Source organism: Bacteroides sp. OF03-11BH (assembly GCF_003604005.1).
GTDB classification, from domain to species: Bacteria; Bacteroidota; Bacteroidia; order Bacteroidales; family Bacteroidaceae; genus Bacteroides; species Bacteroides ovatus.
Genome location: NZ_QTMW01000009.1, coordinates 192,589 through 213,934, shown reverse-complemented (window position 1 = coordinate 213,934; position 21,346 = coordinate 192,589). Strand labels below are relative to the sequence as shown.

Here is a 21,346-nt window from a genome sequence, read left to right as displayed (position 1 = left end):
CCTACCATAGAAATATGATAAGGCGCTGGGTGCTTAGCCTACACAAAGAAAGACTAATAATAGAACCTCTTACGAGATAAAAGAAAGATTTCACTTTGATAGTCAACATATAACATTGGTTTCTTGGGAACAACAATAGACCAACAAAAATCAATTACAAGGGCTAAATCCTGCATTTAGTTTTAGTTATCCAAGGTATAAGAAAACAGAAATCCCTCAATAATCAACTGATTATCAAGGGATTTTTCTGTGACCCCGGTGCGATTCAAACGCACGACCTTCAGAACCGGAATCTGACGCTCTATTCACTAAGCTACGGGGCCATTCTTTCTAAATGCGAGGACAAAAGTATAAAAAATCTTCTCATCTTCCTAATGATTCTCCTTTTTTTATAGTTCTTAAGGTACTTCCCTATATTAGAAGACTGTTATTTTGAAATGCTTTAGAGCATTTACTTTATCAAATTGACAATCTTTTAGAGAATATCCATTACATATATCAATTTTATTCCTATCTTTGCCGACAATTAACATTTAACAAACCTATGAGTTACTTGATAAAACCTAAGAACTATAAGCCGCTACTCGACCTCAAACAGACCGAGCTGGGAATCAAGCAAATAAAAGAGTTCTTCCAATTAAACTTGTCATCCGAACTACGCCTTAGACGTGTGACTGCCCCTCTTTTCGTATTGAAAGGAATGGGTATCAATGATGATTTGAATGGAATAGAACGACCTGTTTCTTTCCCAATCAAAGATCTGGGCGATGCGCAAGCCGAAGTGGTTCATTCATTGGCTAAATGGAAAAGGTTGACCTTAGCTGACTATCACATCGAACCGGGATATGGTATTTATACGGATATGAATGCTATTCGGTCAGACGAAGAACTGGGCAATCTGCATTCTCTCTACGTAGACCAGTGGGACTGGGAACGTGTTATCACCAATGAAGACCGGACTGTGAACTTCCTAAAGGAAATCGTCAACCGTATTTATGCGGCTATGATCCGTACAGAATATATGGTATATGAAATGTATCCGCAAATCAAACCTTGCCTGCCACAAAAGCTACATTTCATTCATTCAGAGGAATTGCGCCAGCTTTATCCGAACCTGGAACCTAAATGTCGCGAACATGCCATCTGTCAGAAATATGGAGCTGTGTTTATCATAGGAATAGGCTGTCAACTTGGTGATGGCAAGAAGCACGACGGACGTGCACCGGACTATGACGACTACACTACCAAAGGACTGAACGACCTGCCCGGACTAAACGGCGACCTCCTATTGTGGGACAATGTACTGCAACGCTCCATCGAATTATCATCGATGGGAATCCGTGTAGACAAAGAAGCCTTGCAACGTCAGTTAAAAGAAGAAAAAGAAGAAAAAAGACTGGAACTTTATTTCCACAAGCGATTGATGAATGACACCCTTCCCCTGTCTATCGGAGGAGGTATCGGACAATCCCGCTTGTGTATGTTCTACCTTCGCAAAGCTCACATCGGAGAAATACAAGCCAGCATCTGGCCCGAAGATATGCGCAAGGAATGTGAAGAACTTGAAATACACCTTATATAACAAACTATGAATGTACAAATTGAAGAAAGCTGGAAAGCACATTTAGAACCCGAATTCGAAAAAGACTACTTTCGCACACTGACCGATTTCGTCAAAAGCGAATATAGCCAGTATCAGATCTTCCCTCCGGGAAAACTGATCTTCAATGCTTTCAACCTTTGTCCTTTCGACAAAGTGAAAGTTGTAATTATAGGACAAGATCCTTACCATGGACCGGGACAAGCGCATGGTCTCTGTTTCTCTGTAAACGACGGAGTGCCTTTTCCCCCTTCATTAGTGAATATATTCAAAGAAATCAAAGCCGACATCGGCACAGATGCCCCTGCTACGGGAAATCTGACTCGCTGGGCAGAACAGGGAGTATTGTTGCTCAACGCTACGCTGACCGTACGTGCTCACCAAGCTGGTTCACACCAGAACCGTGGCTGGGAAACATTTACTGATGCTGCAATCCGTGCCCTGGCAGAAGAAAAAGAAAACCTGGTATTTATCCTGTGGGGATCATACGCTCAAAAGAAAGGAGCGTTTATCGACCGCAACAAACACTTGGTACTCACTTCCGCCCATCCCTCTCCTCTTTCTGCTTACAACGGCTTCTTCGGAAACAAACATTTCAGCCGTACAAACGACTACCTGAAAACCCATGGAAAAACAGAAATCGCATGGTAGTTGGAGAAGTTGAGAATGGAGAGTTGAGAGTTAAGAATAAAGAGTAAAGAGTAAAGAGTAAAGAGTAAAAAAAATGGCTGCACTATTCGTCGAATGATAGCGCAGCCATTTTTCTTTTCTATATTGTAGCAAAACAATTACACGTCCGAATTTCCACTCTCAACTCTCCACTCTCAACTTATCCTAGTACCACTGAATGTTACTTTGCGTTTGGCTTCTCTGCTCATACTTCAAGTCTTGCAGGATGCTTGCATTCGCACGGATGGTAACATTGTAATATTTCCAGCGTCCGAAAGGAGAAAGACTGGCGGACAGGTTGAAACAGTGCAAGTCACGGGAGATTGTACAAGAAGTCTGCGTAATCTCTTTTGCCTGAAAATCATAGCCCGAGTTGAACGAGAGCGACCAGTTATTAGAAATCTTTATATTTCCGTTTGCATTGATGTTATGCGTATACGTATAAGGATATCGCATGGAATAACGGTTAATAGGCTTAGACCTATCTTCACGGATATTAAACGAATAGCTAAGGCTCAACGACCAAGGCATCTTAAACACCTGATAACCATCCGGGTCTGCCTGTGCTTTCTCTACTTTCTTAGGTGTAGTACCATCTCCTTCCGTTCCGTCAGATTCTTCATCGTCACTATCCTCCGACTTCTTATCTTTTCCTTTTTCATCCTCCTCTTTCGGACCGAACCATTTCTTCCATGTGTCATTATTAAAGGTATAGTTGAAAGAAGAACCATATCCTTGGAAACGCCCAAAACGACCATACGACCATTCTGTACGGTTACTGGTCACTACATTACCGCTTTTATCGAATGTATAAGCATACGTAGCGAATTGGGCATTCATATTGAAAGTATAATTCTTGGTCAGTTTCAGACGGAGGTTCATACTTAAGTCACTCCACGGTCTTTCCTTTGCCGCCATATTATAGGACATATTGGCACTCAAATCATCAATAAGGCTAACTTTCTTGACTGTATCATTCTTTGCGTCATAATACTTCATCTCCAAGTTATTAGCTATCGAGAAACTAACCGTTCCCGACCCCTCACGAGAAGGCACGCCATAAGGCTGATTGGTAAAAGGAGAATAATATTGTGTATTACCATTATAATCGGTATATTCTTCCCAGTACTTGCCAAATCCCGGAGCACCACTCAAACTCACCTGCGGTGTGAATACGTGACGAATCTGTATCTCCTTCTTCTTCGCAAAGATCGGTTTATACATACCATACAATTTCGTACTTAGAGCCAAACTAGCCGAGTAATTGGATACACGATAAAAGCCGTTAAGAGAATCGCCCGGCAATGATTCCAGCCTGTGAGTATCTTCGTTATAATGCTGATTGATTTTACGGGTGTACCATCGTTCTGTATAATTCACAGAAGGATTGACCTGCAAATATTTGAACAGCGTAAAAGTAGCACTGATAGGAATGTTATGGTTCATCGCATTCTCCCATGAGCTTAGTCCGGCTTTGAACAAATGGTCATCTTTAGTACGGATACTGTTTGTCAGACGTCCCGTATAACCAATGGAAATCTTCTCGTACCAACGTTCGGCTCCTGCCGCTTTCTTGCGCTTGAACGGAAACAGACGGCTCAACGTAATATTCAAGTCAGGCAAAGTGACCGCAATAGAAGAGTCACGCATTGTCTGTGCGATATTGGTAGTTCCGGATAAGGTCAGACCGATATCGGGAAAACTACGAGAATAACTAATACTTGATGTTTTGGTATTTTGAGTCAACAACTGCGAATTATAAAGGTTGTTGATATTAGAACGTTCATAACTACTGGTCGAGAAGTTCACACTGGCAGAGAATGTAGTGTTCGGACTGGCTTTAGCATCCTGTCGATGGTTCCATACCACCTTAAAGTCCTTAGCAACTGTATAGTCCGGCATCCCTTTATCTCCAGTCTTGGTGACCTGATAGTCCGCTTGCAGCGTACCGGAATATTTATAGCGTTTATTATAGTTTGTCAATCCAGACAATCTCCATGAACCTTTCGTGAAGATATCTCCCGTTATTTTCAAGTCCATGATATCACTCATGGCAAAGTAATATCCTCCTTCTGCCAAACCGAAACCACGACTGGAGTCATCCATATAAGTCGGCATAATGAAACCGGAAGAGTAACTGCTGGAGAATGGGAAGAAGAAGAACGGCACAGCCAACGGCAGAGGCACATCTTCCACAACCAGATAGGCAGGTCCTGTCACTACATTCTTTTTAGGGCGCACCTTAGCTCTCGTCAGCTGCATATAGAAGTGGGGATGATCGTGATGATCGCAGGTTGTATAACGCCCATGCTCCATGAAAATTTCATCATTGGCCCCTTTCTTCGCCTTGCTTCCGGTCACATATCCTTCTCCCTGCTGGGTGACGATATCAGTAATTCCCGCTTTCTTGGTTTTGAAGTTATATCGGATTGTTTCCGTATCATACGAGGTTTCACCTTCTTTAAATACCGGTTTACCTTTTTCCACTCCGGTAGTATCCTTGATACCATAAGCATGCACAGTACTACTATCCAGATTCATCGAAATAACTTCCGCAGCCAGTTCGATGTTCTGATAATTCACTTTTCCGCTACCATAAAGTGTAGCGGCTCCTCCCAAAGTAAAGACAGTGGAGTCGTTGGATTCATAAACAACCGGTGCATCGAGTGGTTGTTTCTTCTTTACCGGTGCGATGGAATCAATGCGTACCGTTACCGTATCTGCTTTCAACGAATCATTTCCCTGAAGGGAATCCGTTTGTGCGGTATTGGAGGCAATCATTCCTCTTCTTCGACGCTGAGACGTAGCCTCATCGGGAAGCATCAGTAAGACAATCAGCAGTATGAATGATATAAGTATTTTTGCTTTCAATGGCGCCATTAACTAATAGTTTACGCTTGAAGTGGCAAAAGTACACAATCTTCACCAAATATGAGTTAGAATCTTCGTTATTTAATTATTTTTTAGTGCTATAAAAAGAGAGAACACCATCTATCAAAGCGGCTTAGGCCTTCTTCACCATATTTTGCAATACTTTGCCGCGCTTTTTCCACAGTTTTCTCTTCATCCAGATGGGTTTTAGAAAAGAATTTATCCGCAAAGCAAATCAATTGCTCTTCCAGGGTAATGGGCAGCATCTCACGATGAGGAACGGGGAGCTGCTGGGCAATGATATCTTCCAACGAGAGTCCGGCTCCCGTATGGCGTTCGCACACCAATGCGTGTTGGGGGAAACCTTCCGCCCGCAAGATTTCAGCTCCCAAATATCCGTGGGCGATATAAGGATGAGTGCCAAAGCACTGAATGGTGGGAGCATCGGTCTGAAAAATTCCAATATCATGCAACAGAGCAGCTTCTTTCACAAAACTCCGGTTTAAACGCAATTCGGGATGAGCATCCAGCATTTTCATTGCCTTTCCGGACACCGCCAGACTATGAATTACTAAGATTTGTCTCTGCTGCGTATTTTCCGGATAATATTTATCAATGATTTCGTATGGATTCATGTGCTTTATTTTTTGCTCTCTTGATGAGAAATTAATATTTTTGTGCAATATTACAAAAAAAATTACCGATATGCAAACTCGAGCTTCCTTCATTCTTATATTTCTATTCATTATGTTGTCACCAATGCGTGTAAGCAGTCAAATTGTCACGGGAGCAGAACAAATGGATCAATATATGCCGTTGCTGAAAGGAAAACGCATCGGAATGGTAGTCAACCACACTTCTGTCGTGGGAGCAAAGCGGGTTCATCTTCTCGATACCTTATTAAGGAGAGACGTCCGGGTAGTCAAAGCATTTGCCCCCGAACATGGTTTCCGCGGTAACGCGGATGCAGGTGAAACGGTGAAAGACGGAAAAGATTCCCGCACCAGTATTCCTATCGTATCGCTTTATGGTGATAACAAAAAGCCGTCTGCCACCCAACTAAAAGATGTTGACGTGATCTTATTCGACATTCAGGATGTAGGGGCACGCTTTTATACCTATATAAGCACGATGTATTATGTGATGGATGCTTGTGCAGAGAACAAGAAAGAAATGATTGTACTGGATCGCCCCAATCCGTGCGACTATGTGGATGGTCCGATACTCAAATCTGCTTACCGGAGCTTTGTCGGCATGCTTCCCATTCCTGTACTTCACGGATGTACTATCGGCGAACTGGCACAGATGATAAACGGGGAAGGATGGATTGCCAACAAGAAAAATCCTTGTTCATTAAAGGTAATTCCAATGACCGGGTGGAAACATGGAGAGCCTTATTCACTCCCCATCAAACCGTCGCCCAACCTCCCGAACGATCAGTCTATCCGATTGTATGCTTCACTCTGTCCTTTTGAAGCTACCCGCGTCAGCGTGGGACGGGGAACAACTTTTCCTTTCCAAGTATTAGGCGCACCTAATAAGAAATACGGAAGTTTCACTTTTACTCCCCGCTCCTTACCCGGTTTTGACAAAAACCCGATGCACAAAGGTATCACCTGCTATGGGGAAGACCTCCGGAATGTAACCGATGTGAACGGATTTACACTCCGCTACTTCTTGAACTTTTATCGCTTATCCGGTGAAAGCGCAGCCTTCTTCTCCCGTGCCCGATGGTTTGATTTGCTGATGGGAACTGACAGCGTACGCAAGGCTATCCTCAAAGGAGAATCGGAAGAGGCTATCCGGAATAGTTGGCAAAAGGAGTTACAGGATTACAAAGAGATTAGAAAAAAACATCTTCTCTATGAGTAAAAAACTAGTATCATACTCTCATTCATTTTTATAAACCACTTATAATTAAAAGAATAAGTATGATAGATACCCATATTTCATGAAGAAAGTATGATAGATACAAAATTTCAGAAACATCTATCATTCTTATTCATCAGATAATAACTATATTAGCAAAAAGAATGAGAGTTATGATAGTTATTTTCTACTCTAAGAACAATCAGTTAATAACACAATAATGAAAGATAAAACACAAAAAAGTTTCAGGGGAATAGTCCGGATATTACTTCTTGTTTTCTGTTATACCTTTGGTAGTCATGCTTTTGCATTGGCTTTAGAGCACGAACAAACAGTAGATATTTATAAAGTAACAGATGTCCCCAATCCGCGTAATGAAAGCTCTTCCAATTGGGTCAGCAATCCGAATCAGATATTGGATGAAAGTTATGTGTGGGAAATAAATAATATGTTGTCACAGTTAGAAGATTCATTGAGTATTGAAGTGACAGTTGTTGCACTCCCTTCTATCGGTGAAGATATTCCGGCAGAGTTTGCCCACAAGCTTTTTGAACACTGGGGCATCGGAAAGAAAGCGGACGACAACGGATTACTGATTCTTTTAGTGCTCGATCAACGTAAAGTCACTTTCGCAACCGGATACGGTTTGGAAGGAGTACTTCCCGACGCTTTATGCTTTCGCATTCAACAGAATGAAATGGTTCCGTGGTTTAGAAAAAACGACTTTGACAGAGGAATAACAGAGGGAGTCCGGGCTGTAACATTGGTGCTTTATGGAAGTGACTATGAGCCCGTTTCTCAAGGCACTTCTGATAATTACTGGAAAAGTGCCAGCAATACGTTGTGGAATTTTCTGGCAAATCAACCGCTCATGCTTTGGATATTCTTGATACTGGTAAATGTTCTCACTTATCGCATGAAAGTAAACAAAGCTCGCCCCAAAGACAGTTCAGCATTAGCAGCAATCAAAGTCCTGACACATTACAGCCCACTTGGATGTCTTGTATTGTTTTTTCCGGTCTGGCCTGCACTTATTGCGGCATCCTTATGGTACAAGTTCTACCAAAAACAACGTGTTATTTTGCAGAGTAAAACCTGCGATTCTTGCAAAGCTGTGGCTTTACAACTTTTACCCAATGAGCTTGCAACCCCTTTATTATCTGCTTCCGAACAAATGGAACACAAACTAGGTTCTGCTATCCACCGTATTTATCAATGTACTTCCTGCGGCTGGCTTTTACGGTATAAATCTATCACCATAAGCGAATATAGGATGTGTAATCAATGCCATACCATTGCTTCCAAGCGTATCAGCCCGTGGAAAACAATTAAAGAGCCCACATATTCCGATGCCGGATTGGAGGTTGCCGACTATCTTTGCCTGATGTGCGGAGATAAAAAGCAGACAACACAGAAGATCCCCCGCAAGACACCCCCCAATAGTGACAGTTCTAGTAATAGTCACAGTAGTAGTGGCAGAAGCAGTAGTAGAAGTAGTAGCGGCAGTTTTGGTGGTGGACATAGCGGTGGCGGTGGAGCGTCAAGTAGTTTTTAAGATCAACTATCCATCCGAAGAAGTCGACTAACCAAATAAAGGACATGAAAACACATCTCACCTGAATATTTTCATAGAAAGATGGTTGTCCACTCCCTTATTCTAACTATTTTTGCATAGATAACCGAACATAAAAAAGTGAAATGAATATAGAAGAATTTAGAGAATATTGTCTGTCTTTTAAAGGAGTTCACGAGAAGATGCCTTTTCCCAATGTACCCGACCAATATAGCCGTGACGTTCTATGCTTTTATGTTGCGGACAAATGGTTTTGTTTCGTTAACATTGAGATTTTCGATTTTTGTTGCATCAAATGTAACCCTGACGAATCTGGAGAACTGCAAACTGAATATGCCGGTATAAAACCAGGCTGGCACATGAATAAGAAATATTGGATCAGCGTTTATTTCAATCAAGACGTATCTGATGATAAGATCAAAGAACTCGTAAGCAAATCCTATGATATTGTAGTCAAAAGTCTGACAAAGAAAGAACGGGTTTCTGTTTGAGATTGCAAAAAGTCTTCCAGTGCTTTCAGGTCTTTTATTTCAAATATTCTTTCCATCGTTTTCATTTTCAGCTCCGATGTCTTGTGTTGGGGAATGTTTTACATTTTTCACAGCGTGCACTATTCAATTGCGCTCCCAGACAAGTTTTTTTTTGCCGTGTATAGGTAGGACACCCACCACAAAACACGCCACATGCCGGGACACGACCATTATAAATTTTCATCATACAAGGCTTTTGGCCATCCAATAGTTAGTAAGAGACAGCTGATTAGCCCTGCGTTTTTGCTCTACTTCTACTATATACCCTCGCTTTTCAAAAAATGGACGGGCTGTTATACTCACTTCAGAGGTAATCCGCGTAATCCCGGCTGCGACGGCATAACGTTCTATCTCATTCAACAATAGTGTAGCAACACCTTTGCCCTGAAAATCCTTATGAATAAACATTGAATGCAAATAGCCCTGAGGTGTAATGGATGAAAAACCGACGATTTCAGATTGCCGATTAACAGCAACAATAAAATAGTGAGTTTTTATCATACCCTCTATTTTAGAAGGATCATCTCCGCACGATGCCCAATCTTCAACCTCGGCCTGTGAATAGTCACGCCTGTTTATCACTAACACTGTGTTTCGATATAGAGACTGAATTTCCTCTATATCCGTATTTAAAGCTATCCTTATAGTAATCATATAATCCCTAATTATTCACTATTTTATCTCTTTCTCTTTTTCCACAACTGCCACGAATTGATTATATTCTGCCACAACACATACGAACCGGGAGCCACAGAAGACAATGGATTCAAATAAGTATGTGCCATCCAAATAGCCAGAATCGTATTCTTTTGTCCCAACGCCTGCCCGCCACTGATACGGTCATTATAAATTGAGCCGATTGTCTTCCCCAAAAAGAACTGCAAACAGCAGGCAATCAGTGCTCCGACAGCAATCATGATTTCCGTAAAACCATCCGCTGGGTCATTGAGCAAGGAATACAATGTCTGCGCTGTTACGATAGCTAAAGACACAGCCCACAAATAAAAAGCAAGTTCATGATAGCCCAATAACTTCTGATGCACTTTTGGCAAACACTTACTCAACAACCAGGCAGCCAAAAAAGGACAAATCAACAACGGAAATACCTTACCTAAAATAACAAGAAACGCCTCCCAAAAAGTGACATCAGGATGGACCTCCACCAAAGGAAAAAGAATGGGCACAGCAATAGCCGCTCCAATATTTGCTATCAATGTATAAGTAGTCAGACTGGCCGCACTCCCTCCCAACTTGGAAGTAATCACCGCAGCAGCCGTAGCCGTTGGACAAATAATGCAAACCATCACTCCTTCTGCTACAATTTTATCAAAGCGATAAAGCAACAGATAAGCAGCCAACGCTCCACCAATCTGAATCAATAACAACCACAAATGGAGAGGTTTAGGCTTCAAATCACGAGGAGATACCTTACAGAAGGTCAATAGCAACATCGTAAAAATAAGATAAGGAGTCAGAAAAGAAAGGCTGATAAACAGCGGATAACCTATAGCACCTACCAGCATAGCAATAGGTAACGTCCAATTCTTCAAAAACTTAAGCATCGTCGTACATTTTAACTTCGAAGCACAAAGTAACGGAGATTTCAGGAAAAAAGCTACCATTAAACCGAAAAAAACACAAAACTTAATGGCAAATAATGAGTTTTCTACAAATTTCTACTACATTTGCACCGTATTATAGATATGAAACTGAATAGACCGTACATATTATACATATTCATTTGCCTCTGGCTACTTTTTCTACCCTCATGTACTAACCACTTATGGGGGAAGGATTTTGTAGTAGTTATCGACGCAGGACATGGCGGACATGACCCGGGCGCCATCGGCAAAATCTCGAAAGAGAAAAATATCAATCTGAACGTTGCCCTGAAAGTGGGAAATCTGATTAAAAGGAATTGCGACGACGTCAAAGTGATTTACACTCGTAGCAAAGATGTATTCATCCCTTTAGACCGACGCGCAGAAATTGCCAACAACGCGAAGGCTGACCTCTTTATTTCCATTCACACCAACGCATTGGCTAACAACCGTACCGCAAAAGGTGCTTCAACCTGGACACTGGGTTTAGCCAAATCAGACGCTAATCTGGAAGTTGCCAAGCGAGAGAACTCCGTAATCCTCTACGAAAGTGACTACAAAACAAGATATGCCGGTTTCAACCCGAACTCTGCCGAGTCATATATTATATTTGAATTCATGCAAGATAAATATATGGAGCAGAGTGTACACCTGGCTTCGCTGATGCAGAAACAATTTCGCCAAACTTGTAGAAGGGCAGACCGTGGAGTGCATCAAGCCGGATTCCTTGTCTTAAAAGCGAGTGCCATGCCGAGCATTCTGATAGAACTAGGATTTATCTCTACGCCCGAAGAGGAGCGCTATCTGAATTCTGAAGAAGGGGCCGGCACCATGGCAAAAGGCATCTACCGTGCTTTCTTAAATTATAAGAGAGAACATGAACTGCGCCTAACGGGAGTCAGCAAAACGATCGTCCCAACCGAACAGGAAGAAGACAATGCCCCGGCAATTACCCAAAAGGATACCGAAAGCGTGAACACAGCTCCCCAACAGGAAAAGCTATTGGCCGAAGCAAAAACAAAACCTGCCGCGACAGCAAAAACAGCACCGAAACGCCCAATTGTAGTAGAGAGTGCAACCAATGACAGTGAAATTACGTTTAAGATACAGATACTTACTTCTTCCAAACCTCTCGCCAAAAACGACAAACGGCTGAAAGGACTGAAAGAGGTAGGTTATTATAAGGAAGGAGGAATATACAAATATACGTATGGAGCCTCCGCCGATTATAACAAGGTGTTGCGTACGAAGCGCACCATTACGGCACAATTCAAAGACGCCTTTATCATCGCTTTCCGGAACGGCGAGAAAATGAACGTCAATGAAGCAATTGCCGAATTCAAGAAAAGAAGAAATAAATAAAAAGATAAAATGAAGTACATTACAAAAGAAGTCAGAATAGGTATTGCAGGTATCGTTGCACTATGTGTGCTTATATACGGAATTAACTGGCTGAAAGGTATACACATGTTTCAACCTTCCAGCTATTTCTATGCCAAATTTGAAAACGTAAACGGACTCACCAAATCAAGCCCGGTATTTGCCGACGGTGTTCGTGTAGGTATCGTACGTGACATCTATTATGATTATGCCAAACCCGGAAATGTAATTGTCGAAGTGGAACTGGACACGGAACTACGGATTCCCAAAGGAAGTAGCGCCGAGCTTGTATCCGAACTTATGGGAGGCGTACGCATGAATATTCTTCTGGCAAACAACCCGCGCGAAAAATATGCCGTAGGAGATACGATCCCCGGCACACTGAACAACGGAATGATGGAAAGCGCGGCGAAACTGATCCCAAAGGTAGAAGAAATGCTTCCGAAACTGGATTCTATCCTCATCTCTCTGAACAATATATTAGGAGACAAGAGCATCCCTGCCACCCTGCACTCGATAGAGAAGACAACCGCCAACCTGGCAGTAGTCAGTTCGCAGGTAAAAGGGCTGATGAGTAATGACATACCTCAACTCACCAGCAAGCTGAACACCATCGGAGACAACTTTGTTGTCATCAGCGGAAATTTGAAAGAAGTAGACTATGCAGCCACTTTCAAAAAAATAGACGAAACGCTGGCTAACGTAAAAATACTTACAGAAAAATTAAACAGCAAAGATAACACTATCGGACTGCTCTTCAACGACCCGACTTTATACAATAATCTGAATGCAACAACTGAAAATGCAGCCAGCTTATTAGAAGACCTGAAAGAGCATCCGAAACGGTACGTTCACTTCTCATTATTCGGCAAGAAAGACAAGTAGCAAATTATCGTTATATAGATTTTATCTAAATAACGAAGGGCTTTCAAAAGAAAGTAGATTGCTCTTCAAATGTCTATCTACAAACCGAAATAATATTCCCGTACAAACGTACAAAAGTGAGAAAAAAGGCTAAAATTATATATATAAGACATTAACATACAGATACTTACAAAACTGCAAGAGAGGGTAAACAGAGTGTGTCCGACAACAAACGCATAAGTCATTGAAAGTAAACACATTATTGTTAGCATGAAAAAAACAAGAAAAAATAGATTTGTTTTTTCCGAATAAGATTCCCAATTTTGCAAACGTAGAAGTTTTGCTTAATTAATAAATGTATTAAAAGTTACTATGATTGAATCAAATCATGTCGTACTTTGGAACCGCTGTCTCGACGTTATTAAAGACAATGTTCCCGAGACGACATATAATACTTGGTTTGCCCCTATTGTTCCGTTGAAATATGAGGACAAAACGTTGATCTTACAGATCCCGAGCCAGTTTTTCTATGAAATACTGGAAGAGAGATTCGTAGATCTTATACGTAAGACATTATATAAGGTCATTGGCGAAGGAACCAAGTTGATGTACAATGTCATGGTGGACAAGACTTCGATTCCGAATCAAACCGTGAATCTCGAAGCAAGCAATCGTTCTACGGCTGTTACTCCCAAAAGCATAATCGGAGGAAACAAAGCTCCCAGCTTCCTACAGGCCCCTGCCGTTCAGGATTTGGACCCGCATTTGAATCCCAATTATAATTTTGAGAACTTCATTGAAGGATACAGCAATAAACTTTCAAGAAGTGTGGCGGAAGCCGTAGCACAAAAACCGGGAGGGACTGCTTTCAATCCGTTATTCCTTTATGGAGCATCCGGAGTAGGAAAGACGCACCTGGCAAACGCAATAGGCACGAAAATCAAAGAAATTTATCCAGAGAAAAGAGTATTGTACGTTTCGGCACATTTGTTCCAGGTACAATATACGGATTCTGTACGCAATAACACGACCAACGACTTTATTAATTTTTATCAGACGATCGATGTATTAATCATTGATGATATTCAGGAGTTTGCCGGTGTCACCAAGACGCAGAACAACTTCTTCCATATCTTCAATCATTTACACCAGAACGGCAAACAGCTTATATTAACTTCAGACCGTGCTCCTGTATTGTTGCAAGGTATTGAAGAACGCCTCCTGACCCGTTTCAAATGGGGTATGGTAGCCGAGCTTGAAAAGCCGACGGTAGAACTTCGCAAAAACATTCTACGCAACAAGATACACCGCGACGGGTTACAATTCCCGCCGGAAGTGATCGATTATATTGCCGAAAATGTGAATGAAAGTGTACGCGATCTGGAAGGTATCGTCATTGCTATCATGGCTCGTTCCACTATTTTCAACAAAGAAATAGATTTGGATCTGGCACAACACATTGTACATGGCGTGGTTCATAACGAAACGAAAGCGGTTACCATCGATGATATCCTCAAAGTGGTATGCAAGCATTTTGATCTGGAACCGTCTGCCATACATACAAAATCCAGAAAAAGGGAAGTCGTTCAAGCACGACAGATTGCCATGTATCTAGCTAAAAACCACACAGACTTTTCAACTTCTAAGATAGGTAAGTTTATCGGTAACAAAGACCATGCAACGGTACTTCACGCCTGCAAAACCGTAAAAGGACAATTGGAGGTAGACAAAAGCTTTAGTGCAGAAGTACAGGAAATAGAATCGTTACTGAAAAAGAGAAACTGAAATTAAGTATTAAGTATAAAGTATTACCCTGGTGCGAAACCGTATAATAAAGCCTGTCCGCATGGATAATACTTTATACTTAATACTTAATACTTAATACTTGAAAAATACTTAATACTTATTTCAAGAATCCTTGCTGGCGAAGTACTTTCAATAGATTTTCGGACATAAATTCGTTATCTTTCTTTGTGTAACGCACGTCCGTAAAGACTTGAGCCAATGTTTCTTTTTTATTTTCTTCGATAAACTGCTTGTTTTCCGGCAATGATTCTTTGTAGGCATAAAGTTTATCTATTTCTTCCGGTGTATAGTCGTGATATTTTTCATCGTGCACGGCAGCTTCCAAAGACAAACGATCTACTTGTGCGGGAATACCATCCGGATAGCCTACCGTTATTGTGGTGAGAGGGAATACCAGTTCGGGGAGTTGGAGGGTATCAATAATCATTTGAGGATTATAAGTGGTAGTTCCCAAATAACAAATGCCGAGTCCTGCTTCTTCCGCCAGTGTACAAAAAGTCTGTGCAACAAGCAAAGTATCCATAGACGCATTCATAAAAGACATTAAATTATCGTAGCCCGGCACTGCTTTCCGCTGTTCACACCATTTGCTGAAACGACGGAAATCAGCACAAAAAGTCAATACGACCGGAGCATTTTTTACCATCGGCTGATTGAAGTGAGCAGGCGAAAGTTTCTCCTTCATTTCCGCATCGCGAGTCACAATCACACTATAAAGTTGCATCCCACCCATCGTAGAAGCACGGAAAGAGGTTTCAAGCAAATCATTTAACAAACTCGGATTTATATCTTTAGGCAGATATTTCCGGATAGTTCTTCTGTTCTTTACGGTTTCAAACATATCTTTTTTTTGCAAAGATATAAAAAGAAAAAAATATTCCACCACACTAGCGAAATAGAATAGTTTTCTTTTTGGAGAACTTTAACCTTTGAACAAATTTCAATTCCAACTGTTTATCAAAGACTTAGCATAAACAAATGGAAAACTTGCAACCTGTTAATAAATTAATTCATTTTTATTTTGATAGATGAAAAAACATTCTTAGCTTTGCGCCTACATTTGTTAACGATAAGTAAACTTCTACATATTACTTATTAAAAACGAGATTTAACACAAATTGAATCGTGGAAAAACAGATTTATTCTTACGACGAAGCCTATGAAGAATCTTTACGATATTTTCAAGGCGACGAGCTTGCTGCAAGGGTTTGGGTAAACAAATACGCAGTAAAGGATTCTTTCGGTAACATCTATGAAAAATCCCCGGAAGACATGCATTGGAGAATTGCAAATGAAGTGGCACGCGTAGAATCAAAGTATCCGAATGCGTTGACAGCAAAAGAACTGTATGATTTATTAGATCACTTCAAGTACATCGTCCCCCAAGGTAGCCCGATGACAGGAATCGGTAACGACTATCAGGTTGCTTCACTATCCAATTGCTTCGTTATCGGAGTGGATGGCGCAGCCGACTCTTACGGTGCTATTATCAAAATCGACGAAGAACAGGTGCAGCTGATGAAAAGACGCGGTGGTGTAGGTCACGACTTATCACACATCCGTCCAAAAGGCTCTCCCGTTAAAAACTCGGCACTGACTTCTACCGGCCTTGTTCCGTTTATGGAGCGTTATTCGAATTCCACTCGTGAGGTAGCTCAAGACGGACGTCGTGGTGCACTGATGTTGAGTGTATCCATCAAGCATCCGGATTCCGAAGCATTTATTGACGCTAAAATGACTGAAGGTAAAGTGACTGGAGCCAATGTTTCTGTCAAGCTGGACGATGCTTTCATGCAGGCTGCCGTAGACGAAAAGCCGTATGTACAGCAATATCCTATTGACTCTGCCAACCCAACATTTACCAAAGAAATCAACGCTTCTACCTTGTGGAAGAAAATCGTTCATAATGCATGGAAATCGGCAGAACCGGGTGTTTTATTCTGGGATACGATTATCCGTGAGTCCGTGCCTGATTGTTATGCAGATCTGGGTTACAGAACTGTATCTACCAACCCATGCGGAGAAATCCCTCTATGTCCTTACGATTCATGTCGTCTATTGGCTATCAATCTATATTCCTATGTAGTGAATCCGTTCAAACCGGATGCATCTTTTGATTTTGACCTGTTCCAGAAACACGTGGCTCTTGCTCAACGTATCATGGACGATATCATTGACCTCGAACTTGAGAAGATCGAACGTATCATGACCAAGATTGACGAAGATCCGGAAAATGAAGAAGTAAAACATGCAGAACGCGCACTTTGGGAGAAAATCTACAAGAAGAGTGGACAAGGTCGCCGTACCGGTGTAGGTATCACTGCAGAAGGTGACATGCTTGCTGCATTGGGATTGCGTTACGGAACGGAAGAAGCGACAGAATTCTCTGAAAAAGTACACAAGACAGTCGCCCTCGGCGCATACCGTTCTTCAGTGGAAATGGCCAAAGAGCGTGGTGCTTTCGAAATATATAATAGTGAACGTGAACAGAACAATCCGTTCATCCAACGCCTGGCAGCAGCCGACCCGAAACTGTATGAGGATATGAAGAAATACGGTCGCCGTAACATTGCCTGCCTGACAATTGCTCCAACCGGAACGACCAGTTTGATGACACAGACTACTTCGGGTATCGAACCTGTATTCCTGCCTGTTTACAAACGCAGAAGAAAGGTAAACCCGAACGATACAAATGTACATGTAGATTTTGTAGACGAAACAGGAGATGCATTCGAAGAGTATATCGTATTCCATCACAAGTTTGTGACCTGGATGGAAGCTAACGGATACGATCCGGCCAGACGCTACTCTCAAGAAGAAATTGACGAACTGGTTGCCAAATCTCCTTATTATAAAGCAACTTCCAACGACGTCGACTGGTTGATGAAAGTGAAGATGCAGGGAAGAATCCAGAAATGGGTAGACCACTCCATCAGCGTAACGATCAATCTGCCGAATGATGTAGACGAGGATTTAGTAAACCGCCTGTATGTAGAAGCATGGAAATCCGGCTGTAAAGGCTGTACCGTATATCGCGACGGCTCACGCTCCGGAGTTTTGATTTCCACTAAATCGGATAAGGAAAAGAAAGAAGACCTTCCTCCTTGCAAACCGCCTACGGTTGTAGAGGTACGTCCGAGAATATTGGAAGCAGATGTTGTCCGTTTCCAGAACAACAAAGAAAAATGGGTGGCTTTTGTCGGATTATTAGATGGACACCCTTATGAAATATTCACAGGTTTGCAAGATGATGATGAAGGTATCTTGTTGCCTAAGAGCGTGACTTGCGGACGTATCATCAAAAATGTGGATGAAGACGGTACCAAACGTTACGACTTCCAATTCGAGAACAAACGCGGATATAAGACGACCATTGAAGGATTGTCAGAGAAGTTCAACAAAGAATACTGGAACTATGCAAAATTGATTTCCGGCGTACTTCGCTACCGGATGCCAATTGAACAGGTTATCAAACTGGTTGGCTCTCTCCAATTAAACAGTGAAAGTATCAACACTTGGAAAAACGGTGTGGAACGTGCATTGAAGAAGTATATTCAGGATGGAACAGAAGCTAAAGGTAAGAAATGCCCGAACTGCGGTAATGAGACATTGGTTTATCAGGAAGGCTGTCTGATTTGTACAACTTGCGGTGCTTCCAGGTGTGGATAATAGTCCTACGTATGTTAATTAATATATAAACAAAAGATTAAAAGGAGTCCGGTGCGGCTCCTTTTATTTTTTATTCAAAAAAATGTCTTATACTTGCAGTGTCTTACATATACAATTAAAATCTAATATATATGATTCTATCATTTAATATTGAATACCGCACCAACTGGGGAGAAGAAGTAAGGATTTCCGGCTTATTTCCGGAATCAATTCCTTTACACACCACCGATGGTATCTATTGGACGGCAGAAGTTGAACTTGAAATCCCTTATGAAGGGATGACTATCAATTATAACTATCAGATAGAACAAAACGGAATAGTTATCCGCAAGGAATGGGACAGTTTTCCGAGATCTATTTTCCTATCGGGCACTTCCAGGAAGATATACAGAATCAATGATTGCTGGAAAAACATCCCGGAACAATCGTATCTGTATAGTTCAGCTTTTACAGAAGTTTTATTGGCACATCCCGAGAGAGAGAGTATCCCGCAAAGTTATAAGAAGGGACTGGTTATCAAAGCCTATGCCCCACATATCAATAAAGATTATTGTCTGGCGATTTGTGGCAACCAGAAATCATTAGGGCACTGGGACCCGGAGAAAGCGGTTCTAATGAGTGATGCCAATTTCCCGGAGTGGCAGATAGAGTTGGATGCCAGCAAACTAAAATACCCGCTAGAATACAAATTCATCCTCTACAACAAACAAGAAAAGAAAGCGGACTGCTGGGAGAAAAACCCCAACCGTTATCTGGCAGACCCGGAACTGAAGACAAACGAAACGCTCGTAATCTCCGACCGGTATGCCTATTTCGACATTCCCGCCTGGAAAGGTGCGGGGATCGCTATACCTGTATTCTCCTTAAAATCGGAGAAAAGTTTTGGAGTAGGTGATTTTGGTGACTTGAAACGTATGATCGACTGGGCAGTGAGCACCCATCAGAAAGTTATTCAGATTTTACCGGTCAACGACACCACCATGACTCATGCGTGGATCGACTCTTACCCCTATAACAGTATTTCCATTTATGCCTTCCACCCGATGTATGCGGATATCAAGCAAATGGGAACTCTGAAAGATAAAGAAGCCGCATCAAAATTCAGCAAAAAGCAAAAGGAGCTGAACAGCCTGCCTGCCATTGACTACGAAGCAGTCAACCAGACTAAATGGGAGTTTTACAACTTACTATTCCGACAGGAAGGAGAAAAGATTTTGGCCTCCAAAGGTTTCAAAGACTTCTTTGAAGCCAACAAAGAATGGTTGCAACCCTATGCAGTCTTCAGTTATCTGCGCGACGCCTACAAAACGCCCAATTTCCGTAAATGGCCACGACACTCTGTTTATAATGCGGAAGATATAGAAAAAATGTGCCAGCCGGAAACTGTAGACTATCCTCATATCTCATTGTATTACTATATTCAGTATCACCTGCACCTGCAATTACTGTCTGCAACCGAATATGCCCGTCAACACGGTGTCGTATTAAAAGGAGATATTCCAATCGGTATCAGCCGCAACAGTGTAGAAGCCTGGACAGAGCCTCATTACTTCAATCTCAACGGACAAGCAGGTGCTCCACCTGATGATTTCTCCATCAACGGGCAAAACTGGGGATTTCCTACATACAACTGGGATGTCATGGAAAAAGACGGCTACCGCTGGTGGATGAAGCGTTTTCAGAAAATGGCAGAATACTTCGATGCCTACCGGATCGATCATATCCTCGGTTTTTTCCGTATCTGGGAAATACCGATGCACGCCGTACATGGATTGTTAGGTCAGTTCGATCCTTCCCTCCCTATGAGTCGGGAAGAAATCGAAAGTTATGGTTTCACGTTCCGGGATGAATACCTGCTCCCATCTATTCATGAATCTTTCCTTGGACAATTGTTCGGACCACATACCAATTTAGTAAAACAAGACTTTCTCCAATTAGTTGACGACTCCGGTACCTATCGGATGAAACCGGGATTCGAGACGCAAAGGGAAGTAGAACAATTCTTTGCCGGCAGGAACGATGAAGATAGTATCTGGATTCGGGAAGGGCTTTATTCATTAATCAGCAATGTTTTATTTGTTGCGGACAAAAAGGAGGAAGGGAAATACCATCCCCGCATCGGCGTACAGCGGGATTTTGTATTCCGATTGCTAAACGAAGAAGAAAAGAATGCTTTTAACAAACTATACGACCAGTATTATTATCACCGGCACAATGAGTTCTGGTATCAACAGGCCATGAAGAAATTGCCCCAACTGACACAATCAACCCGCATGTTGGTTTGTGGAGAAGATCTGGGGATGATACCTGCTTGTGTATCGTCAGTGATGAATGATCTCCGTATTCTCAGTTTGGAAATTCAGCGGATGCCCAAAAATCCGATGTATGAATTCGGGCATTTAAATGAGTACCCATACCGGTCTGTCTGCACAATCTCCACCCACGATATGTCTACCCTGCGTGGCTGGTGGGAAGAAGATTACCAACAGACCCAACGTTACTATAATGCAACATTAGGACACTACGGCACCGCACCAATCACTGCTACTCCGGAGTTGTGCGAGGAAATTGTACGCAATCATCTTAACAGTAATTCTATTCTCTGTATCTTATCTTTCCAAGATTGGTTATCAATAGACGAGAAATGGAGAAATCCGAATGTGGCGGAAGAACGGATTAATGTTCCATCAAATCCACGAAATTATTGGCGATACCGGATGCACCTCACATTGGAACAGTTGATGAAAGCAAAAACACTCAATGATAAGATTTGTGAACTGATAAAAAACACAGGAAGAGATCCGGATAAATAAGATAAAAGAAACTAACTCTTTTTAAAGGACATTTTCCGAACACTACTGACGCGGATAACACTAGATTAAGAACTCTAAAATCAATGTTATCGGCGTCATTC

At 41.9% G+C, this 21,346-nt stretch carries 15 protein-coding genes and 1 tRNA gene; 10 read left to right on the top strand and 6 right to left on the bottom strand.

Annotated elements, in window-relative coordinates:
* Window positions 1-250: 250 nt before the first annotated feature.
* A tRNA-Arg gene (locus tag DXA54_RS09540) sits at window positions 251-323 on the bottom strand.
* 221 nt (window positions 324-544) lie between these two features.
* On the opposite strand from DXA54_RS09540, the gene asnA reads away from it, so the two are divergent.
* Both asnA and DXA54_RS09530 read left to right on the top strand, forming a co-directional pair.
* A complete protein-coding gene (gene asnA / locus DXA54_RS09535) occupies window positions 545-1,582 on the top strand; it encodes an aspartate--ammonia ligase (protein ID WP_004306648.1) in 1,038 nt (345 codons plus the stop codon).
* Window positions 1,583-1,588: 6 nt separating this feature from the next.
* Complete coding sequence (locus DXA54_RS09530) at window positions 1,589-2,251, top strand: uracil-DNA glycosylase (RefSeq protein WP_004312349.1); 663 nt, start codon at window positions 1,589-1,591, stop codon at window positions 2,249-2,251.
* A 183-nt stretch (window positions 2,252-2,434) separates the two neighbouring features.
* On the opposite strand, the gene DXA54_RS09525 is transcribed toward DXA54_RS09530, so the two are convergent.
* Both DXA54_RS09525 and DXA54_RS09520 read right to left on the bottom strand, forming a co-directional pair.
* The gene (locus tag DXA54_RS09525) at window positions 2,435-5,149 is read right to left on the bottom strand and encodes a putative LPS assembly protein LptD (protein WP_008650153.1); all 2,715 of its coding nucleotides are present in this window, start codon (window positions 5,147-5,149) and stop codon (window positions 2,435-2,437) included.
* Between the two features lie 89 nt (window positions 5,150-5,238).
* Window positions 5,239-5,775 carry an HDIG domain-containing metalloprotein gene (locus DXA54_RS09520; protein ID WP_004312347.1) on the bottom strand — a complete coding sequence of 179 codons (537 nt, stop codon included), beginning with the start codon at window positions 5,773-5,775 and terminating at the stop codon, window positions 5,239-5,241.
* 70 nt (window positions 5,776-5,845) lie between these two features.
* Between DXA54_RS09520 and DXA54_RS09515 the strand changes: the two genes are divergently transcribed.
* The 3 genes from DXA54_RS09515 to DXA54_RS09505 all read left to right on the top strand — a co-directional run bounded on the left by DXA54_RS09515 (window position 5,846) and on the right by DXA54_RS09505 (window position 9,073).
* On the top strand, window positions 5,846-7,012 hold the full coding sequence (locus tag DXA54_RS09515; protein WP_032852831.1) for an exo-beta-N-acetylmuramidase NamZ domain-containing protein: 1,167 nt from the start codon (window positions 5,846-5,848) through the stop codon (window positions 7,010-7,012).
* Window positions 7,013-7,229: 217 nt separating this feature from the next.
* Window positions 7,230-8,564, top strand: coding sequence for a TPM domain-containing protein (locus DXA54_RS09510; protein ID WP_004312345.1), 1,335 nt, complete (start codon window positions 7,230-7,232; stop codon window positions 8,562-8,564).
* A 143-nt stretch (window positions 8,565-8,707) separates the two neighbouring features.
* Window positions 8,708-9,073, top strand: a complete 366-nt coding sequence (locus tag DXA54_RS09505) for an MmcQ/YjbR family DNA-binding protein (protein WP_008650146.1) — start codon at window positions 8,708-8,710, stop codon at window positions 9,071-9,073.
* Between the two features lie 222 nt (window positions 9,074-9,295).
* Here DXA54_RS09505 and DXA54_RS09495 read toward each other — a convergent pair whose 3' ends face one another.
* Window positions 9,296-9,766 (bottom strand): GNAT family N-acetyltransferase, encoded by a 471-nt coding sequence (locus tag DXA54_RS09495; RefSeq protein ID WP_004312343.1) that lies wholly within the window; start codon window positions 9,764-9,766, stop codon window positions 9,296-9,298.
* Window positions 9,767-9,789: 23 nt separating this feature from the next.
* Window positions 9,790-10,734 (bottom strand): bile acid:sodium symporter family protein, encoded by a 945-nt coding sequence (locus tag DXA54_RS09490; RefSeq protein ID WP_008650145.1) that lies wholly within the window; start codon window positions 10,732-10,734, stop codon window positions 9,790-9,792.
* 81 nt (window positions 10,735-10,815) lie between these two features.
* Here DXA54_RS09490 and DXA54_RS09485 point away from each other — a divergent pair, with 81 nt between their 5' ends.
* From DXA54_RS09485 to dnaA, 3 genes are all read left to right on the top strand, one after another.
* On the top strand, window positions 10,816-12,075 hold the full coding sequence (locus tag DXA54_RS09485; protein ID WP_008650144.1) for an N-acetylmuramoyl-L-alanine amidase: 1,260 nt from the start codon (window positions 10,816-10,818) through the stop codon (window positions 12,073-12,075).
* A gap of 9 nt (window positions 12,076-12,084) precedes the next feature.
* Window positions 12,085-12,978 carry an MlaD family protein gene (locus DXA54_RS09480; protein ID WP_004299349.1) on the top strand — a complete coding sequence of 298 codons (894 nt, stop codon included), beginning with the start codon at window positions 12,085-12,087 and terminating at the stop codon, window positions 12,976-12,978.
* A gap of 351 nt (window positions 12,979-13,329) precedes the next feature.
* Complete coding sequence (dnaA, locus tag DXA54_RS09475; protein WP_004299347.1) at window positions 13,330-14,742, top strand: chromosomal replication initiator protein DnaA; 1,413 nt, start codon at window positions 13,330-13,332, stop codon at window positions 14,740-14,742.
* A gap of 118 nt (window positions 14,743-14,860) precedes the next feature.
* Here the strand turns inward: dnaA and DXA54_RS09470 are convergent, their stop codons facing one another.
* A complete protein-coding gene (locus DXA54_RS09470) occupies window positions 14,861-15,604 on the bottom strand; it encodes an NADPH-dependent oxidoreductase (RefSeq protein WP_004306625.1) in 744 nt (247 codons plus the stop codon).
* Between the two features lie 284 nt (window positions 15,605-15,888).
* On the opposite strand from DXA54_RS09470, the gene DXA54_RS09465 reads away from it, so the two are divergent.
* Window positions 15,889-18,432 (top strand): adenosylcobalamin-dependent ribonucleoside-diphosphate reductase, encoded by a 2,544-nt coding sequence (locus DXA54_RS09465; protein WP_120079318.1) that lies wholly within the window; start codon window positions 15,889-15,891, stop codon window positions 18,430-18,432.
* A gap of 131 nt (window positions 18,433-18,563) precedes the next feature.
* The gene (locus tag DXA54_RS09460; protein ID WP_120079315.1) at window positions 18,564-21,245 is read left to right on the top strand and encodes a 4-alpha-glucanotransferase; all 2,682 of its coding nucleotides are present in this window, start codon (window positions 18,564-18,566) and stop codon (window positions 21,243-21,245) included.
* The last annotated feature ends 101 nt before the right edge of the window (window positions 21,246-21,346 follow it).

Bases quoted from the DNA above. Each gene is read 5' to 3' on its own strand.
- DXA54_RS09495 (WP_004312343.1), bottom strand. From the start codon at position 9,766: ATGATTACTATAAGGATAGCTTTAAATACGGATATAGAGGAAATTCAG.
- DXA54_RS09525 (WP_008650153.1), bottom strand. From the start codon at position 5,149: ATGGCGCCATTGAAAGCAAAAATACTTATATCATTCATACTGCTGATT.
- DXA54_RS09530 (WP_004312349.1), top strand. From the start codon at position 1,589: ATGAATGTACAAATTGAAGAAAGCTGGAAAGCACATTTAGAACCCGAA.
- DXA54_RS09460 (WP_120079315.1), top strand. From the start codon at position 18,564: ATGATTCTATCATTTAATATTGAATACCGCACCAACTGGGGAGAAGAA.
- DXA54_RS09510 (WP_004312345.1), top strand. From the start codon at position 7,230: ATGAAAGATAAAACACAAAAAAGTTTCAGGGGAATAGTCCGGATATTA.
- DXA54_RS09515 (WP_032852831.1), top strand. From the start codon at position 5,846: ATGCAAACTCGAGCTTCCTTCATTCTTATATTTCTATTCATTATGTTG.
- DXA54_RS09520 (WP_004312347.1), bottom strand. From the start codon at position 5,775: ATGAATCCATACGAAATCATTGATAAATATTATCCGGAAAATACGCAG.
- DXA54_RS09490 (WP_008650145.1), bottom strand. From the start codon at position 10,734: ATGGTAGCTTTTTTCCTGAAATCTCCGTTACTTTGTGCTTCGAAGTTA.
- DXA54_RS09470 (WP_004306625.1), bottom strand. From the start codon at position 15,604: ATGTTTGAAACCGTAAAGAACAGAAGAACTATCCGGAAATATCTGCCT.
- dnaA (WP_004299347.1), top strand. From the start codon at position 13,330: ATGATTGAATCAAATCATGTCGTACTTTGGAACCGCTGTCTCGACGTT.
- DXA54_RS09505 (WP_008650146.1), top strand. From the start codon at position 8,708: ATGAATATAGAAGAATTTAGAGAATATTGTCTGTCTTTTAAAGGAGTT.
- asnA (WP_004306648.1), top strand. From the start codon at position 545: ATGAGTTACTTGATAAAACCTAAGAACTATAAGCCGCTACTCGACCTC.
- DXA54_RS09480 (WP_004299349.1), top strand. From the start codon at position 12,085: ATGAAGTACATTACAAAAGAAGTCAGAATAGGTATTGCAGGTATCGTT.
- DXA54_RS09485 (WP_008650144.1), top strand. From the start codon at position 10,816: ATGAAACTGAATAGACCGTACATATTATACATATTCATTTGCCTCTGG.